Here is an 18,030-nt window from a genome sequence, read left to right as displayed (position 1 = left end):
GAGGAATGCCGTCTTCCAAGGATCACGGTGACACGCCCCGGCCCCCGACGGTCTCGCGAGAACTGCCATGAACCTGCATCCCGACCATGCCGCTCCGGAACCCGGAGCGCCGTCCCCCGAATCCCGTTGCGGCTCCCGCACCGGCAACGGCCCCGCCTCCCATCAACACCTGGCCGCGCTGGTACGCGGGATCTGTCCGGATGCACCGTCGCCGGGCATCGACGGTCCGCAACGCATCGCGGCGCTGCTGGAAGACACCGCCTGGGACTGCGAGCCCGCGATCAGGGCTGGCCTGGCCGCCGTGCTGGCGCGACTCGCCCAGCCTGCCGGACAGCCGATGGGCGCCCTGCCATCGGACCTGTCCTGGCCCCGCCTGTGGCGGGAGGTCGAGGCCCACGATGATTTCCTGCGTCTGCGCGATGTCGAGTCGAACCTGCGACATGCGGAGGTTGGCGCCTTCCCGTTCGATCGGCACGACTGGGAACACGCACGCGAGGAGGAATGCGCCCTGCGCGAACACCATCGGCAGGTCCGTGAAACCAGCTACGCGCCCGCGCAACCGGCGGTGTTCCGGGTGCATTGAGCCGGCCGCCGGGACGCTTCGCGCCCGCCATGCGCCCAGGCAGCCCGGGCTCGCCGGCCCGGGCGCCGATGTCAAGCCTTGCCCCTCCCCACCCCCGCCGGTAACCTGCCCGGACAGTCTTCCGAGCCGGCATGTCCTCCCGCTTCGTTCATCTCCACCTGCACACCGAGTTCTCGATGGCGGATTCGATCATCCGCGTGCCCGAGAAGCCGGATCAGGCCGACCCCAAGAAAGCCAAGCAGGCCAACCTGCTCAGCCGCGCGGTGGAGCTGCGCATGCCGGCGCTGGCGGTCACCGATCGCAACAACCTGTTCGCCCTGGTCAAGTTCTACAAGGCCGCCGAAAGCGTCGGCATCAAGCCGATCGCCGGCGCCGACGTCCTGGTGGCCGAGGGCAACGAGACGCCGTGGCCGGTGACCCTGCTGTGCCGGGATCGCGAGGGCTACCTGTCGTTGTCGCGCCTGCTCACCCGCGCGTGGATGGAAGGTCACCGCAACGACGGCGTCGCCATCGATCCGCAGTGGTTGCACGAGGATCGCCAGGGCCTGTTCGCGTTGATGGGCCGCCAGAGCCAGGCCGGCCGGCTGGCGCTGAGCGGACGGCATGAACTGGCCGAGCAGCACCTGGCCGAATGGCAGCGCAGTTTCGGCGAGGATCTGCATCTCGAACTGACCCGCACCCAGCGCGATGGCGAGGAGGCGTTCAACGCATTCGCGCTGCACGCTTCGGCCAAGCGCGGCCTGCCGGTCATCGCCAGCAACGACGTGCGGTTCCTTTCGCCGGACGGATTCGACGCGCACGAGGCGCGCGTGTGCATCGCCTCCGGCCGCGTGCTGGACGACCCGAAGCGGCCCCGCGAGTACAGTCCCGAGCAGTACATGAAGTCGGCCGAGGAAATGGCCGCGCTGTTCGCCGACGTGCCCGACGCCATCGACAACACGCTGGCGCTGGCGCAGCGCTGCAACATCGAGATGCGGCTGGGCACCTACTTCCTGCCCGCCTATCCGGTGCCGGAAAACGAGACCCTGGACAGCTGGATCCGCAGCCAGGCCCGGACCGGCCTGGAAGAACGGCTGGAGAAGAACCCGCTCGCCCCCGGCAAGTCCCGCGAGGATTACTTCGAACGGCTGGAGTTCGAGCTGGACACCATCATCAAGATGGGCTTCCCCGGCTACTTCCTGATCGTGGGCGACTTCATCCAGTGGGGCAAGAACCACGGCATCCCGATCGGCCCGGGCCGCGGTTCGGGCGCCGGTTCGCTGGTGGCGTGGGCGCTGAAGATCACCGATCTGGATCCGCTGCCCTACAACCTGCTGTTCGAGCGCTTCCTCAATCCGGAACGCGTGTCGATGCCCGACTTCGACATCGACTTCTGCATGGACCGGCGCGACGAGGTGATCGACTACGTCGCGCGCAAGTACGGCCGCGACCGGGTCAGCCAGATCATCACCTACGGCACCATGGCGGCGAAGGCGGTCGTGCGCGACGCCGGCCGCGTGCTGGGCTTTCCCTACGGTCTGGTCGATGGCGTCGCCAAGCTGATCCCGAACATCCTCGGCGTGACGCTGAAGGATGCGATGGGCGAAGGCAACAGCGAAATGGCCTCGCAGGAGCTGATCGAACGCTACAACAGCGAGGACGATGTCCGCGATCTGATCGACCTGGCGCGCCAGTTGGAAGACCTGACCCGCAACGCCGGCAAGCACGCCGGCGGCGTGGTCATCGCGCCGTCGCCGCTGTCGGACTTCTGCCCGCTGTTCGCCGAACACGACGAGGGCATGCTGGGCCGGAACCCGGTCACCCAGTTCGACAAGAACGACGTCGAGGAAGTCGGCCTGGTGAAGTTCGACTTCCTGGGCCTGCGCACGCTGACCATCATCGACTGGGCGGTCAAGGCCATCAACCGCCGCCACGAACGCGCGGGCGTGCCGCCGATCGACATCGCGACGATTCCGCTGGACGACGCCGCCACCTATCGCCAGGTGTTCGCTTCCGGCAACACCGGCGCGGTGTTCCAGTTCGAATCCTCCGGCATGCGCCGGCTGCTGAAGGACGCCAAGCCCGACCGCTTCGAGGATCTGATCGCGCTGGTATCGCTGTACCGACCCGGCCCGATGGACCTGATTCCCAGCTTCGTCGACCGCAAGCACGGACGCGAGGAAGTCGAGTATCCCGATCCGCGCACCGAAGCAATCCTGAAGGACACCTACGGCATCATGGTGTACCAGGAGCAGGTGATGCAGATGGCGCAGATCGTCGGCGCCTACTCGCTCGGCGGCGCCGACCTGCTGCGTCGCGCGATGGGCAAGAAGGTGCCGGCCGAAATGGCCAAGCACCGCGAGATCTTCCGCGAGGGCGCCGGCAAGGGCGGCGTCGACGAGAAGAAGGCCGACGAAATCTTCGACCTGATGGAGAAGTTCGCCGGCTACGGTTTCAACAAGTCGCACGCCGCGGCCTACGCGCTGGTGTCGTACCAGACCGCGTGGCTGAAGTGCCACTATCCGGCCGAGTTCATGGCCGCGGTGCTGTCCTCGGACATGGACAACACCGACAAGGTGGTCGGTTTCCTGGACGAGGCGCGCGGGCTGTCGCTGACCGTGCTGCCGCCGGAGATCAACCACTCGGACTACATGTTCGAGGCGACCGATCCGCGCACCATCCGCTACGGCATCGGCGCCATCAAGGGCGTCGGCCAGGGCCTGTGCGAGACGATCGTCGCCGAACGCCGGCAGGGCGGCGAATTCCGCGACCTGCTGGATTTCTGCAAACGGGTCGATTCCTCCAAGCTCAACCGGCGCGCGCTGGAAGCGATGGTGAATGCCGGCGCGCTTGACGCGCTGGGCCGCAATCGCGCCTCGCTGATGCTGCAGTTGCCCGAAGTGCTGAAGGCCACCGATCAGCTGGCCAAGGAGCGCGCGGCCGGACAAAGCTCGCTGTTCGGCGGCGGCGATGCCGCGCCCGCGCTGGAAGTGGTGCTGACCGAATCGGACGAGTGGCCGCTGAGCCAATTGCTCAATGGCGAGCGCGAGACGCTGGGGCACTACCTCAGCGGCCATCCGATGGATCCCTATCGCGAGGATCTGCGCGCCCTGGTCGGCAGCGACCTGGGTGATCTGGAAAAACTCTGGAGCAACCAGTCGCCGGGCGAAAAGAAGGGCTGGCGCCCGGAAGTCAGCGCGCTGATCGCCGGCCAGGTGGTCGGCGTGCGCCGCAAGGGCGACAGCCAGGTGTTCGTGCAACTGGAGGACGGCCGCGGCCGCATCGAATGCAGTGCGTTCTCCGACGCGATGGCCGAGTTCGGCCCGCTGCTGACCCGCGACCGCATCCTGATCATGAAGGGCGGCCTGCGCGAGGACGAGTTCAACGGCGGCTTCAGCCTGCGCATCCGCCAGTGCTGGGACTACTCGCAGCTGTGCGCGCAGCAGGCGCAGCGGCTGTCGCTGCGGCTGGACTTGCGCGAACCGGGGCTGTGGTCGCGGGTGGAAGCCCTGCTCGCCCGCCACCGCCCCGGCAACACGCCCCTGCGCCTGGATCTGGTGCTGCCCTCCGGCAAGTCGGCCACCGCCGGCATGCTTGACGTCAATGGCAGCCTGTCGGTGCGGGTCGATACCGAACTGGTCGACGCGCTGCGGGCCACCCCTGGCGTGCGCGCGGTCAAGCTGGCGGTGGGCCGCCCCTGGGCGCAGAACCACTGAGGCCCGGTTCCGGGCTCCGGACCGTACTGCACGGCTCGGTATGGAGGCCCCGGCTGGGATAAACTCCCCCCTTTCCGGCCCACGGCCCGCTTGATGAACCCGAACTACCTCGATTTCGAACAACCCATCGCCGATCTGGAAGCCAAGATCCAGGAGCTGCGCAACGCCAGCGCGGGACCGGCGGTGAATGTCGACGCCGAAGTCCATGCCCTGCAGGACAAGCTGCGCGTCCGCACCGCCCAGATCTTCCGCGACCTGACCCCGTGGCAGGTATCGCAGCTGGCCCGCCATCCGGCCCGCCCCTACACCCTGGATTACGCGCGCGTGATCTGCGACGAGTTCCAGGAACTGGCCGGCGATCGCGCCTTCGCCGACGACAAGGCGATCGTTGGCGGCCTGGCCCGCATCAATGGGCGCTCGCTGGTGATCATCGGCCACCAGAAAGGCCGCGATACCAAAGAAAAGATCAAGCGCAACTTCGGCATGCCCAAGCCGGAGGGTTACCGCAAGGCACTGCGGCTGATGAAGCTGGCCGAACGCTTCCGCCTGCCGGTGCTGACCTTCATCGACACCGCCGGCGCCTGGCCGGGCATCGATGCCGAGGAACGCGGTCAGTCCGAGGCGATCGCGCGCAACCTGCTGGAGATGTCGGAACTGAAAGTCCCGGTGATCTGCACCGTGATCGGCGAAGGCGGCTCCGGCGGCGCGCTCGCCATCGGCGTGGGTGATCGCACCCTGATGCTGGAATACAGCACCTACTCGGTGATCACCCCGGAAGGCTGCGCCTCGATCCTGTGGAAGTCGGCCGACAAGGCCAAGGACGCCGCCGAGCAGCTCGGCCTGACCGCCAAGCGCCTGCATTCGCTCGGCCTGGTGGACAAGGTGGTGCGCGAACCCATCGGCGGCGCCCACCGCAATCCGCGCCAGATGGCGACCCGGCTGAAGGCGGTCCTGCTCAACGAACTGGACGCGCTGGAACAGATTCCGGTCGAACAACTGCTGCAGCGCCGTTACGAGCGCCTGCGCAGCTACGGGGCCTACGAGGCCGCCTGAGGGCAAACGCGATGAGCTGGCAGAAATGGATATCTGCCCTGCTGCTGGTGCCGGTGGTCGGCTATGTGGTGCTGTGCCTGGGCGTGTATCTGTGGGGAGCCGGCGCGCTTCCCGCCGATCGCCAGCCAAATACCGGCGCTTTGCCGCCCTCGATGCGAGCGCAGTTTCAGGCCATCCATGGCGTACACAGTGACGGAGCCGTCCGCCTGAATCCGTTGACGGTGCCCTGGTACTTTTTTCGACAGTCCGCAGGAACGGATGAATTGCGGCTTCCCGCCTGGGCCGGCCGCACCCTCCTGCAGCGCTCGGATCGCCCTGTGGGTGGCACGCGTCGCGTCGCCGCCGACATCGCCGCGACGATATTCGTCAGCCGCGCATGGTCGATCGACGAACAGGTCAACACGGTGTTGAACGAAGGATTCTACGGGCGAGGCGCACACGGCCTGCCCGCCGCCGCCAAGGCCTGGTATGGCCAGTCCCCGGAAACCCTGTGGCCAGAAGAATTCCTGGCGCTGCAGGTTCTGGATCGAGGGCCGTCCTTCTATGATCCGGTGTGCTATCCGAAACGCTTCGAAGAACGTTTCCGCTTCGTATCCGCGCATCTGAACATCCCGGATATCGACACCGCGTTGGCACGTGCACGCGAACGGTTGCGAGCCCATCCCTCCGCCTGCAACAGCGCCTCAGCACCCGCCACCACCCTGCTTCCCTTCCCGGTATCCAATCAAGCCGCATGAGCCCGTTCATCATCCTGTCGCTGATCCTCCAGGTCGCCTGCTGCGTGCACGTCGTGCGCACGGGACGGCCGCTGTACTGGGTCTTCATCCTGCTGCTGTTTTCTTACATCGCGGTGCTGGTGTACTTCATCGCCGAAGTGCTGCCGGATCTGCGCCACAACCCGTCGGCGCGCCGGGCCGCGCGCAGCGTGCGCTCGCGCATCGATCCCGAGCACGAGAAGCGCAAGGCGGATCGCAAGCTGGGGCTTTCCGATACACCGGAAACCCGTCGCCAACTGGCCGAGGAATGCCTGCGCAGCGGGGATTTCGCCCGCGCCGAGGATCTGTTCGGCAACGCGCTCAAGGGCCTGTACCGCACGGATCCGGACCTGATGCTCGGCCTGGCCAAGGCCCAGTACGGACAGGGCAAGGCACGCGAGACGCGCACGACCCTGGACGCACTCATCGCCGCCAATCCGAACTTCCGCTCCTCAGACGGGCACCTGTTGTATGCGCGCGCCGTGGAAGACCTGGGCGATGCGGCCGCCGCCCTGCACGAATACGAAGCCGTCGTGCAGGGCCATCCCGGCGAGGAGGCGCGTGCCCGCTATGGCCTGCTGCTCAAGCGCCAGGGCGATCTGGTTCGCGCCCGCGCGGTATTCCAGGAAATCCTGACCCGCTCCGACGCCCTGCCGAAGTACTACCAGCGCGATCAGCGCGAGTGGATCGCGTTGGCCCGCAACGAACTGGCCAACCTGCCCTCGTCCTGATTCGAGTAAAGAACGGCAGTCCTGGCTGTCTTACCGCGAATACTGCTAGCAAGCACTGCGTTGGAATGCCCTGGCGTTCGGGCCGAACCAACAAACGGAGTCATTTCCGCTCAGAGCTGCCGGGTGTTCAATGATCGTTGCCCCTCAACGACGTGGATACACCCATGTTCGAAGCCATCGCCCAACTGCTGGCACATTGGCTTGACTTGTTCGGTCAGGCGGGCAGCCGCCGCGCATGGCCGATCATGGTCGGATTGCTCCTATTGATTTCAATCTTGTGCGCGGTGGCATTCTGGACAAATTCCTGAGCCATGCCCACCGCTTCACTTCCGGCGGCGCACATGGTGGCGTCCCGGATCTAAGCCTTGTCTTCCTCCTCCCGCGACGATTCGCCGCAGGCGCGGACGCGCCGACGGCGCTAGGATGAGATCGCCGGCATCGGCCGGCTCACGGGGGAAAACGTGATGGACCTGTTGCATCCATGGTGGCTGGTTCCGCTCATCCTGTTCGTCCTGCCGATGGTGGTGGGCCTGTTCTACAACCGCCTGCGCTGGCACCGGAACGGGGTCAACCAGAACTGGGTTCTGGGCCTGTTCGTCGGTGTCTGCTGGCTGGCCGCCATCATCGTCATCCTGAACAAGCTGCGCTGAGTCGCGGGCCTGCCGGCTAGACTGGGCGGCATGTTCGCCCTGCCGCCCGCGCCCGCCGTCGTGCCGTCCCTGCTGATCGGCTTCAGCGGTGGCCTGGATTCGACGGTCCTGCTGCACCGCCTCCATGCGGAACCGGCATTCCAGGGCGTCCTTCGCGCCATCCACGTCCATCACGGCCTGCAGCCGGCGGCCGACGACTGGGCCGCGCACTGCCAACGCACATGCGATGCCTGGGAAGTTCCGTTGCGGATCGTGCAGGTACGGGTTTCCGCCGACGCCGGCCAGGGTATGGAGGCGGCCGCCCGCCACGCGCGCTATGCGGCGTTCGCCGAGGCGATGTCGTCCGGCGAGGTGCTGGTGACCGCGCATCACCTGCAGGACCAGGCGGAAACCTTCCTGCTGCGTGCCCTGCGGGCTTCGGGCGTGGATGGGCTGGCGGCGATGCGCGACTGGCGCGCCTTTGCCGGTGGATGGCATTGGCGCCCGCTGCTGGACACCTCGCGTGCCGTGCTTGAAAGCCATGCCAGCCAGCATGGTCTGGCGTGGATCGATGATCCGAGCAACCTGCACACCACCCACGACCGCAACTTCCTGCGCCGGCAGGTCATGCCGCTGCTGGAACAGCGTTGGCCGCATGCCGCGGCCGCATTCGCGCGCAGCGCTTCGTTGGCGCGGGAAACTGCCGACCTGCTCGATCGCGACGACGCGCTGGCGCTGGCGACAATCCGCACGCTGGATCCGGCGGCCTTGTCGGTGACCGCCCTGCTTGCGCTCCCGCCCGCGCGGCGCGCCCGCGTACTGCGCCACTGGCTGTGCCAGCTGGATCTGCCGCCCCTCCCTACCGAAGGTGTGCGCCACATCGAGCGGGATCTGCTGGCCGCGGCGGCGGACGACGAAGCCGAATTCAGCTGGCAGGGCGCGGTCGTACGCCGCTGGCGCGATCTGTTGCATGCCGAGTCGATGCGACCTCCACTGCCGGCCGACTGGCAAGTCGAATGGGACACGCACCAGCCCCTGCGGCTGCCGACCGGCGACCGGCTGGTCCTGGAAGGCGCGGCCTGGCCGACGCCGCTGCGGGTCGGCGCGCGCCTGGGCGGCGAGCGCCTGCGCCAGCCCGGTCGCGCGCACAGCCAGGCGCTGAAGAAGCTGCTGCAGGCCGACGGCATTCCTCCGTGGGAACGCCGCCTGCTGCCGCTGCTGCGGGACGCCGACGGCGAACTGCTCGCGGCCGGCGACCTGCTGCTGGATGCGCGCCTGGACGATTGGCTGCGCCGGCATGGCGCGAGCCTGCGCTGGGAACGGGCAGCCACCTGACCGCCGCGCGTTGACCTTCACGCGGCGGCTCCGCACACTTTCCCGCATGGCCAAGAAAAACACCCCCGACGCGTCCCCGGTGGCGAACTTCGAACAGTCGCTGGAAGAACTCGAACGCCTGGTCGACCGCATGGAACACGGCGACCTCAGCCTGGAGGACTCGCTGGCCGCCTATGAGCGCGGTGTCGGCCTGTACCGCCAGTGCCAGGCCGCGCTGGAACAGGCGGAACTACGGGTCCGGCTGCTCAGCGATCCCGCCAATCCGGAGAGCGCCGAGCCGTTCGCGCCGCTGCCCGATGGCAACTGAGGCCCGCTTCGCGGCCTGGGCCGCGCGTACCGAAGCCACCCTCGAGCAGGCCCTTCCGTCCCCCGACCAGGCACCCGGACGCCTCCACGCGGGCATGCGCCACGCCGTGCTCGGCGGCGGCAAACGCATGCGCCCCCTGCTGGTCTATGCCGCCGGCGCCGTTTCCGGCGCGCCGGAAGCCATGCTGGACGCGCCCGCCGCCGCGGTCGAACTGATCCACGCCTATTCGCTGGTCCACGACGATCTGCCGGCCATGGATGACGACGATCTGCGCCGGGGCCGGCCGACGGTGCACGTCGCCTTCGACGAGGCCACCGCCATCCTCGCCGGCGACGCCTTGCAGACGCGTGCTTTCGAAGTGCTGGCGCAGGCACCCGCCGACGCCGATATCCGGCTGGCCTGGGTGCAGGCGCTGGCCGGCGCCTCCGGCGTGGCCGGCATGTGCGGCGGGCAGGCCCTGGACATCGACGCCACCGGGCGCCAGCAGAGCCTGGAAGAACTGGCCCGCATGCACGCCTGGAAAACCGGCGCGCTCATCCGCGCGGCGGTCCGCCTCGGAGCCCTGGCCGGCCGCGCCGCGCCGGATGTCGTGGAACGCCTGGACGGATTCGCCTCGTCGCTGGGCCTGGCTTTCCAGATCCGCGACGACATCCTGGACGTGGAAGGCAGCTCCGAACAGCTCGGCAAGACCGCCGGCAAGGATGCGGCCCAGTCCAAGTCCACCTATCCGGCCCTGCTCGGCATGGACGGCGCCAAGGCGCGATTGAACGAACTCGACGCGTCGATGCGCGAAGCGCTGTCGCCATTCGGCGAGGCCGCCGATGCGCTGCGCGCGTTGGGCGAACTGGCGGTCCGCCGCGATCATTGATCGCGGCAATCCGCGCACAAAAAAGGCCCGGTTCTACCGGGCCTTTTTCATTGACTCGCGAACTTCGCTTACTTGATCAGGCGCAGCGTCAACGGATAGCGATAGGCTTCGCCGTTGTTGGCCTTGATCGCGGCGATGATAGTGAACACCAGCCAGGCGATGCCGACGATCACCATCAGCGGCAGCGTGATCAGCGCGCCGATGCCCAGGGTCACGATCGTCAGCAGGAACAGCGCCAGGAAGATGATGCCGACCGTGATGTTGAAGTTCAGCGCTTCCTTGCCCTGGTCATTGACGAAGGGCATGGTGTCCTTCTTGACCAGCCAGATGATCAGCGGACCGATGAAGCAGCCGAGACTGCCGGCCCAACCCGAGGTGAGGATGCCGCCGACCAGCGCGGACAGGTGTGCGAACAGGGCCCACTGACGCTCTTCCGCACTCGGGCTTCCCGAAGTCGGCGGCGGCGGCGGTGCGGTGACGTTCTCGAACTCGCTCATGCGTGTATCCCCATTCCTTGTTGACGTTGATGGTATGGAACAATCCCGGCGGCCACTTTCGGGGCCCCGGGGGATCCTGTCAAGACACGTCAATCGGATCCGGCAACGGTCATGCGCCCGAGCAGGATGGAACCGCAGGCCACGTGCGAACGCGGATCGACGTCGTTTCCGACCGCCTCCACGCCCGCGAACATCTGCTTGAGGTTGCCGGCGATGGTGATGCCATCGACCGGATGGGCGAGTTCGCCGTTCTCCACCCAGAACCCGGCCGCGCCGCGCGAATAGTCGCCGGTCACCGGATTGACGCCCTGCCCCATCAGCTCGGTGATGACCAAGCCGCGTCCCATGCCGCGCACCAGTTCATCGAAGCCACCGGCATTGGCCGAGACCTGCAGGTTGTGCACGCCGCCGGCGTTGCCGGTGCTCTGCAACCCCAGCTTGCGCGCCGAATAGCTGCCCAGCAGGTAGCGCTCCAGCACGCCGTCGCGCACCAGTGGCGCATCGCGGGTGGCGACGCCCTCGGCATCGAAGGCGGCCGAGCGCCAGCCATGGCGCAGGAACGGACGTTCCTCGATCGAGAACCATTCCGGGAAAACCCGCTGGCCGGCGTGATCCAGCAGGAAGCTGGCCCGCCGGTACAGCGCCGAACCGGCCACCGCGCCCAGCAGGTGGCCCACCAGCGATCGCGCCACCTCGGCGGCGAACAGGACCGGGTACTGGCCGGTGGCGACCGTGCGCGGTTCCAGCCGGGCGACGGTGCGCTCGGCCGCCTTGCGTCCGACCACCTGCGCCGCTTCCAGCGCGGACGCCGCCAGCGCCGTCGTGTACCAGCCGTCGCGCTGCATGCCGTCGCCCTCGCCCGCGATCAGCGCGCAGCCCAGGGTGTGCTGGGTGCTGCGTTCACGTCCGACGAACCCGTGCGAATTCGCATACACCGAAAGACTCTCCGAACTGCCCACCGAGGCGCCGTCGGAATTGCCGATGCGCGAATCCGCTTCGCGCCCGGCGTTCTCGCAGGCCAGGGCCAGATCCAGCGCCTCGTCGGCCTGCACCGGCCAGGGATGCCAGAGGTCGAAATCGGGGAACTCCGCCGCCATCCGGTCCACGTCGGCCAGCCCTGCGGCTTCGTCGTCCTCGGTGTAGCGGGCGATGGCGCAGGCCTGCTCGACCGTGGCCTCCAGGCTTTCCTCGCGCAGATCCGCGGTGCTGGCGCTGCCCTTGCGCCGGCCGAAGTAGACGGTCACGCCGATGCCGCGATCACGGGTCGATTCGACCGTCTCGACCTCGCCCAGGCGCACGTTGACGTTCAGCCCGCGCTCCTCGCTGCAACTGACCTCGGCCTGGCTGGCGCCACGCGCGCGGGCGGCCGCCAGCAGGCGCTGCGACAGCTCGGCGAGGGTATCCAGCCGGGCCAGACTGTCGTCGGCGGAAACGGTGATGGCGTTCAATGGCTTATCCTTATGCAATGCAGGAAGCCGGACGTCCCGGCCTCCCCCGTGAAAGATGTCCCGGCGCGCCGTGCAGGCACCGCCGCGTGACCGGCAACCGAGATCGACCATGCGCGGACGCGACCCCGAAACCGGCGAATTTTTTAGCCCCAGCCGTACCCAGCAGCGCGAGGAAGCGCTGGAGGTGCGCAGCCTGGCCGAACAACTGGTGGCGCTGACGCCGGCCCGCCTGGCGAAGCTGCCGATTCCCGAAGACCTGATGCCGCATATCCTGGAAACCCAGCGCATCACCTCGCACATCGCGCACAAGCGCCAGTTGCAGTACCTGGCCAAGCAGATGCGCCGCGAGGATGACGACGTCCTGGCCGCGATCCGCGACGCGATGGACGAAGGCGGCGACGCGGCCCGGCGCGAGGCGGCGCAACTGCACCGTGCCGAGAGGTGGCGCGAACGCCTGCTCGCCGACGGCGACAGTGCGCTGGGCGAGCTGCTGGAGGAGTTCCCGCAGGCCGACCGCCAGCGCCTGCGCCAGCTGATTCGCAACGCCGGCGAGGAACGCGCGAAGAACAAGCCGCCGCATGCGTTCCGCGAACTGTTCCGCGAGATCCGCGAACTGCTCGCCGAGGGCGACGACGCGCCCGGCGACACGGACACCGACGAAGACTGAGCCGCGTGCCGGCGCCCGCTCGGCGCCGTCCACCCGCCCGCGGTTCACGCGCGGGTGCCGCCCACCGTCAGGCCCTCGATCAGCAACGATGGCTGGCCGACGCCCACCGGCACGCTCTGTCCGTCCTTGCCGCACACGCCCACTCCGGCATCCAGCGCGAGATCGTGGCCGACCATGCTGACCTTCTGCATGGTTTCCGGTCCGTTGCCGATCAGGGTGGCGCCCTTGACCGGCGCGGTGACCTTGCCGTCCTCGATCAGGTAGGCCTCGGTGGCCGAGAACACGTACTTGCCGCTGGTGATGTCGACCTGCCCGCCGCCGAAGTTGACCGCATACAGGCCCTTCTTCACCGAGCGGATCATCTCTTCCGGATCGTGCTGTCCGGCGAGCATGTAGGTGTTGGTCATGCGCGGCATCGGCAGGTGCGCGAACGATTCGCGGCGACCGTTGCCGGTCGGCGCCATGCCCATCAGGCGCGCGTTGAGCGTGTCCTGCATGTAACCGACCAGCACGCCATCTTCGATCAGCGTGGTGCAGTTGGTGGGCGTGCCTTCGTCGTCGATGTTGAGCGATCCGCGCCGGCCCGGCAGGGTGCCGTCGTCGACGATGGTCACGCCCGGCGAGGCGACCCGCTGGCCCATGCGGCCGGCGTAGACGCTGGTGCCCTTGCGGTTGAAATCGCCTTCCAGGCCGTGGCCGACGGCCTCGTGCAGCAGCACGCCGGGCCAGCCGGACGCCAGCACCACCGGCATGACGCCGGCCGGCGCATCGATGGCGTCCAGGTTCACCAGCGCCTGCCGCAGCGCCTCGCGCGCCAGTTCCTCGGGGCGGCCGCCACCCAGCAGTTCGGCATAGGAATAGCGACCGCCCATGCCGGCGTAACCGGACTCGCGACGGCCGTTCTGCTCCACCAGCACCTGCACGTTCAGGCGCACCAGCGGACGCACGTCGGCGGCCAGCACGCCGTCGCTGCGCGCCACCAGCACGGTATCCAGGCCGCCTGAGAGGCTCACGGTCACCTGCTGCACGCGCGGATCGGCCGCGCGCAGGAAACGGTCCACCGTGCGCAGCGCCTCGACCTTGGCGGCATTGTCCATCGCGTCGATGGGATCGTCCGCGCCGTAGAGCGCGCGTCCACCGCCCCGCACCAGCGCGCGTGGCGCATGCGCCGCGCCGTCACGGGCGATCGCGCGCGCCGAGCGCGCGGCGTCCAGCAAGGCGACCGAATTGATATCGTCGGAATAGGCGAAGCCGGTCTTCTCGCCCGAAATCGCCCGTACGCCGACACCCTGCTCGATCGAGTGCGCACCGTCCTTGACGATGCCGTCCTCCACCGTCCAGCTCTCGCGCCGGGCATGCTGGAAATAGAGATCGCCGAAATCGATACCCGGTCCCAGCAGCGCCCCGAAGGTGCGGTCCAGGCCGTGCTGGTCGAGGCCGGCAGGCAGCAGAAGGCGGGTTTCGGCGAGCGTCAGGGAAGCAGTCATGGCAGCAAGGTGGGGGTTGGGACGGGCCAGCGCAAGGCGGTGCGGGCGCCGCGGTTCAGGGCAGGCCGGCGCGCGCGGCCGAGGATGGCGCCTGTTCGCGTGATTGCTCGCGCGAAATGGCCTCCACCTTGGGTTCCTTCCAAGGACCAGTCACCCGATAGGTCTTGGCACCCATTTCGCCCAGCGGGCGCTTGAGCACCGCGTTGGCGACCGCGCCGACCGCCGCGCCCAACGGTCCGGCGGCGACCGCGCCGACCGCGGTCAGCACGTTGGCCGACTTGGGCAGCACATCCACCACCTGGTCGAACTGTTCGGCGCGCAGATCGGTCGTGCCGCCGATCCGGATCTCGGCGGCGGGACCGTCGATCACCAGCGCGTCGGTGCGGGCCAGGCCGTTGCCCAGGGCCACCTCGCCTTCCATCCGGTTGAACGCGAATCCCTTGGAAAAGAAGTCGCTGAAATCCAGGGTCAGCCGGCGACGCAATTCGGCCACGCTCAACAAACCGAGCACGCGGCCCGCACCGGGCTCCAGTTCCAGCAGATGGCCATCGCGCGCATCCACGCCGACCTTGCCTTCCAGTTCGCTCAGCCGGAACGCGCCGGGACTGCCACGCCAGCCCGCGGTGGCCTGGACGGTGCCGTGGCCGCCGCGAATGCGGCCACCGTAGCCGGCATCGGCCAGCAGCGCGCCGAAATCGCGGCTCGCCACCTTGGCCTGCAGTTGGGTCCGCGCATGCGCGCCCTTCCCCAGCCAGGTACCTGCCACGTCGATGTCGTGCTGCGGGGAACGCAATTGCAGCTGTTCGATCTGCATGCCGGCGGGCAACTGGCGCGTACGCAGGCGGGCGTTGCCGAGTTTCGCGCTGCCGACGCGCAGTTCATCGACGTCCAGCGACAGCGGCGGAATCGCCGACGGATCCAGGCCATCGTCGGCGGGTACCGGCGGCGCGCCGGGCATGCCGATCGGCGCGCCCGCGACCGCCCTGGTCGGGACCGTGGCCGCCGCGGTGGCGGTGCCGGCGGGCGACGCGTTCTGCCAATACAGGCGCGAGAGCCGCCCGACGATCGCGGCGCCCCGCGTCTCCGGCACCAGCAGGCCACCGGACAGCGCGGGACCTTCCAGGGTCACCGCCAGTGCATTGGGGGCCGGCGCCAGTTGCAGGCGCGTATCGGGGAACACCGATCCGATCATCAGCAGGCGCGTAGCGGTGACATCGACATGGCGCAACTTCAGGCCATCGTCGTCACCCTCGTCCTCGCCGCCCTTGAACAGCGCGATCCAGTCCATCGCATCCAGTTGCCGCGTGCGGCCGCTGACGATCAACCCGGACGCGGGCGGAGCCTCGGCGACATTGTCGCTCCCCAGCACCACCCGCACGCCGGTCTGCTGGCCGTTGTTGCGCGCGCGCAATGCCAGGCGCTGGCCGAACGCGACTTCGATCTGCCCGCTACCCAGCGGCATCGAGGTGCGTACCACTGTCGGCAGCGCGGCGAATGCCGGTTTTTCCAGCGGTGCCGGCAGGCTCAGGGCGGTGCCGACCAGCTGCGAACGCAGCTGCAGCTGGCTGGGCGCGTTGCTGGCCGCGCCCTTGGGAATGGTGACCGCGACGTTCCAGTCCGAACGCCCTTCGATGTACGGCTTCAACCAGGCCATTTCCGGCGCGCGATCCAGCAGTTCCTTCGCATCCAGGCGCGCAGCGAGCTCGGCCTCGAACGCCTGCTGCGGATCCCGCGCGCCGCTGCCCGCGCGCAGCGACAGCACGCCGGGCTGGCCCTGCAACATCACCTTCATCGGTTCGGAAGCGAATCCGCCGTTGTCGTAGCGCGCCTTGCCGGTGACATCGGTGAAGGCGAGGTTCCAGCGCTTTTCGGCCAGCTTCGCCGCGGTCAGTTCCACCTCGCCTTCCATCCGCTGACGGGTGGGCGAATCCTTCTTCAGCGGCTGCAGCAGATGGAAGCTGGCGCGGGTGGCGCCGGAGGCTTCCAGATTGGCGAAGGTGTCGGCATGGGTTTTCTGCAACGGACTCTGCCGCAGCATCGCCAGCAGTTTCCCCGCATCGGTGTGCGTGTCGGCGTCGACACGCAGGTTGGATTCGCGGAAGTCCGCGATGCCGGCGCTGAAATGTTCGACCGCCACGCCGGCCAGGCTGCCGTGCCCGTCCAGCGAGAATCCGTTGCCGATGAAGGCGACATCCGCGTCCACCTGCTCCAGCGCCGGCCAGTCGCGCTGGAACTTGAACTGCCCGCCGTTGATGCGCGCGACCGCCTCGAAGCGGCCGTTGTTGCGGACGAAGGGCCAATCGTCGAGATCGCCCGAGACGATGGCGCGGCCATTGTTCACCTGGCCGCCGACCAGCGCCGCGTTGAGCCAGTCCACCGCCGCCTTGGGCATCTGGTGGTGAACCCAGAAGCGCTGCGCGGTGGGCACCGGCGCCTGATCGAGATCGGCGGCCAGATCGATCCACGGTCGGGTGCCGTCGTTCTGGAACCACAGGCCGCCGCGCACCTGCGCGCCGTAATCCTTGCCACGCACGCGCAACGCCGCAGTGCCGACGCGCCAGCCGGCGCCTTCGCGCCAACCGACGATTTCACCATCGAGGGTGACGTCATGCACCACGCCGAAGCCGCTGGGCCAATTGAACTGCAGGCGCGATGCCGGTTTCAGGCGCAGGCGCAGGCCTTCGGCGTCGCCCTCGAAATCGCCCGCCAGCCCGCTCATTCCCGGCGCGCGGCCGACCGGCGCGAAGCCGACTTCCAGCAGTTCGCCGCTGGCGCGCAGGCCGCCCTGGCGATTGCCGGCGACCTCCACCCGTGCCAGCCGCGCGGTCGGACGTGCCTGGCCCAGCCAGCGGCGCATGTCGTCGCCGACCCGGTCGCTCAACCCCAGCACCGCGAACAGCGGCGCCGCATCCAGTTGGCGCGCGACCAGCGCGGTCTCGCGACCACCGGCCAGCAGCAGGCCGTCCAGCGTCTGCGTGCTTTCGCCACTGCCGACCCGCAGCAGCGGCGCATCCAGTCGCCAGCCGCTCCGGATCAGGCGCCAACGCAACCTGCCGTCCAGTTGTTCGAAGGCCGCGCGCGGCAGCGCCCCGCCCCCCACCAGCGGCGCACCGCGCAAGCCCAGCTTCTGCACGTGCGCCTCGGCGGTGACCATCACCACGCGATGCCGGTACAGGGATATCCAGCCTTGCAGCCGCCCGCTGCCGGAATCGGCCACCACACCCGCGTAGCGCAGCAGCGGCGACCACACGCCGATGTCGGCGGCGGTCACCTCGGCGTAGGCCTGGCCGTCGCCCTTGCGACGATTGAAATCGACGGCAACGTTGAGCGGCGCGCTGTCGGCGCGGATATGCGCGCGTGCACCGACCCGTACGCGATCGCCGTTCACCCGCAGGCGCATGTCGATATCGGGCACCCGCAATTGCCAGCCAATGGACGGCGCGTCGATGTCCAGGCGGCCGTCGATGATCTGCAGTTCGCCCAACCCCTCCAGGCTGGACAGCGGATCCCCGCCCGGCTGCTGCTGCCCGGGCAAGCCGCGCACCGACCAGGTGCCGTCGTCGGCGCGCTGCAGGGTCAGCGACAGGCCGCGCAGGCGCAGTTCGGTGAACGACCGGCCCGGCAGCAGGCCACCGTACATCGACACCAGCACCTCGGCCTGGCCGATACGGACGCCACCCTCACCCTCGCCGATCCGCAGCCCGTCCAGTTGCAGCAGCGGCCCGCGCCGGGTCCACTGGGTCTGCACCCGATCGAATGCCACCGGCCGCCCGGCCCGCTCGCTCAACCACGCGGCGACACGCTCGGGATGACGTTCGGCCAGCGGCAGCACCTGGCTGGCGATGCCCAGCACCACGGCCATGCACACCAGCACGATCGCGATGCCGTAAACGGCACCACGTCGGGCAAGGCGCAGGCGGCGGCGCATCGGGGTGGGCATCAGCGGCAAGCCGGGATTGGAGATTGGGGATTGGG

General features: G+C 68.6%; 15 protein-coding genes. 11 read left to right on the top strand and 4 right to left on the bottom strand.

The genetic code is table 11. The features are described from left to right. The first annotated feature begins 67 nt into the window (after nt 1-67). The 10 genes from IB228_RS02940 to IB228_RS02895 all read left to right on the top strand — a co-directional run bounded on the left by IB228_RS02940 (nt 68) and on the right by IB228_RS02895 (nt 9,956). Complete coding sequence (locus IB228_RS02940) at nt 68-583, top strand: hypothetical protein (protein ID WP_183643188.1); 516 nt, start codon at nt 68-70, stop codon at nt 581-583. A 131-nt stretch (nt 584-714) separates the two neighbouring features. Beyond that, nucleotides 715-4,278, top strand: coding sequence for a DNA polymerase III subunit alpha (gene dnaE / locus IB228_RS02935; RefSeq protein ID WP_192197530.1), 3,564 nt, complete (start codon nt 715-717; stop codon nt 4,276-4,278). Nucleotides 4,279-4,371: 93 nt separating this feature from the next. Then, nucleotides 4,372-5,331 carry an acetyl-CoA carboxylase carboxyltransferase subunit alpha gene (locus IB228_RS02930; protein WP_141453570.1) on the top strand — a complete coding sequence of 320 codons (960 nt, stop codon included), beginning with the start codon at nt 4,372-4,374 and terminating at the stop codon, nt 5,329-5,331. Nucleotides 5,332-5,342: 11 nt separating this feature from the next. Continuing rightward, a complete protein-coding gene (locus IB228_RS02925; RefSeq protein WP_192197529.1) occupies nt 5,343-6,068 on the top strand; it encodes a transglycosylase domain-containing protein in 726 nt (241 codons plus the stop codon). Next, nucleotides 6,065-6,817 (top strand): tetratricopeptide repeat protein, encoded by a 753-nt coding sequence (locus IB228_RS02920; protein WP_192197528.1) that lies wholly within the window; start codon nt 6,065-6,067, stop codon nt 6,815-6,817. The genes IB228_RS02925 and IB228_RS02920 overlap by 4 nt, the downstream gene beginning before the upstream one ends. Nucleotides 6,818-6,981: 164 nt before the next feature. After that, nucleotides 6,982-7,125 (top strand): hypothetical protein, encoded by a 144-nt coding sequence (locus IB228_RS02915; RefSeq protein WP_183643198.1) that lies wholly within the window; start codon nt 6,982-6,984, stop codon nt 7,123-7,125. Nucleotides 7,126-7,281: 156 nt separating this feature from the next. After that, nucleotides 7,282-7,467 (top strand): hypothetical protein, encoded by a 186-nt coding sequence (locus IB228_RS02910; protein ID WP_183643201.1) that lies wholly within the window; start codon nt 7,282-7,284, stop codon nt 7,465-7,467. Between the two features lie 30 nt (nt 7,468-7,497). After that, nucleotides 7,498-8,781 carry a tRNA lysidine(34) synthetase TilS gene (gene tilS / locus IB228_RS02905; RefSeq protein ID WP_192197527.1) on the top strand — a complete coding sequence of 428 codons (1,284 nt, stop codon included), beginning with the start codon at nt 7,498-7,500 and terminating at the stop codon, nt 8,779-8,781. A 46-nt stretch (nt 8,782-8,827) separates the two neighbouring features. Beyond that, complete coding sequence (locus tag IB228_RS02900) at nt 8,828-9,088, top strand: exodeoxyribonuclease VII small subunit (protein ID WP_183643207.1); 261 nt, start codon at nt 8,828-8,830, stop codon at nt 9,086-9,088. After that, nucleotides 9,078-9,956: a farnesyl diphosphate synthase gene (locus IB228_RS02895; protein WP_192197526.1), complete on the top strand. Its 879-nt coding sequence runs from the start codon at nt 9,078-9,080 to the stop codon at nt 9,954-9,956. The genes IB228_RS02900 and IB228_RS02895 overlap by 11 nt, the downstream gene beginning before the upstream one ends. Before the next feature lie 68 nt (nt 9,957-10,024). On the opposite strand, the gene IB228_RS02890 is transcribed toward IB228_RS02895, so the two are convergent. Next, the gene (locus IB228_RS02890) at nt 10,025-10,453 is read right to left on the bottom strand and encodes a DUF4870 domain-containing protein (RefSeq protein ID WP_183643213.1); all 429 of its coding nucleotides are present in this window, start codon (nt 10,451-10,453) and stop codon (nt 10,025-10,027) included. 89 nt (nt 10,454-10,542) lie between these two features. After that, nucleotides 10,543-11,901, bottom strand: a complete 1,359-nt coding sequence (gene pmbA, locus IB228_RS02885; protein WP_225562206.1) for a metalloprotease PmbA — start codon at nt 11,899-11,901, stop codon at nt 10,543-10,545. A 109-nt stretch (nt 11,902-12,010) separates the two neighbouring features. Here pmbA and yjgA point away from each other — a divergent pair, with 109 nt between their 5' ends. After that, nucleotides 12,011-12,568: a ribosome biogenesis factor YjgA gene (yjgA, locus tag IB228_RS02880; RefSeq protein ID WP_192197525.1), complete on the top strand. Its 558-nt coding sequence runs from the start codon at nt 12,011-12,013 to the stop codon at nt 12,566-12,568. Between the two features lie 44 nt (nt 12,569-12,612). On the opposite strand, the gene tldD is transcribed toward yjgA, so the two are convergent. Continuing rightward, nucleotides 12,613-14,055, bottom strand: a complete 1,443-nt coding sequence (gene tldD / locus IB228_RS02875) for a metalloprotease TldD (RefSeq protein WP_183643220.1) — start codon at nt 14,053-14,055, stop codon at nt 12,613-12,615. Between the two features lie 55 nt (nt 14,056-14,110). After that, nucleotides 14,111-17,995 carry a YhdP family protein gene (locus IB228_RS02870; RefSeq protein WP_192197524.1) on the bottom strand — a complete coding sequence of 1,295 codons (3,885 nt, stop codon included), beginning with the start codon at nt 17,993-17,995 and terminating at the stop codon, nt 14,111-14,113. Nucleotides 17,996-18,030: the final 35 nt, after the last annotated feature.

The sequence above is a fragment of the Pseudoxanthomonas sp. PXM04 genome (genome assembly GCF_014851695.1).
GTDB lineage: Bacteria > Pseudomonadota > Gammaproteobacteria > Xanthomonadales > Xanthomonadaceae > Pseudoxanthomonas_A > Pseudoxanthomonas_A beigongshangi.
This window is presented reverse-complemented; position numbering and strand designations above follow the sequence as displayed.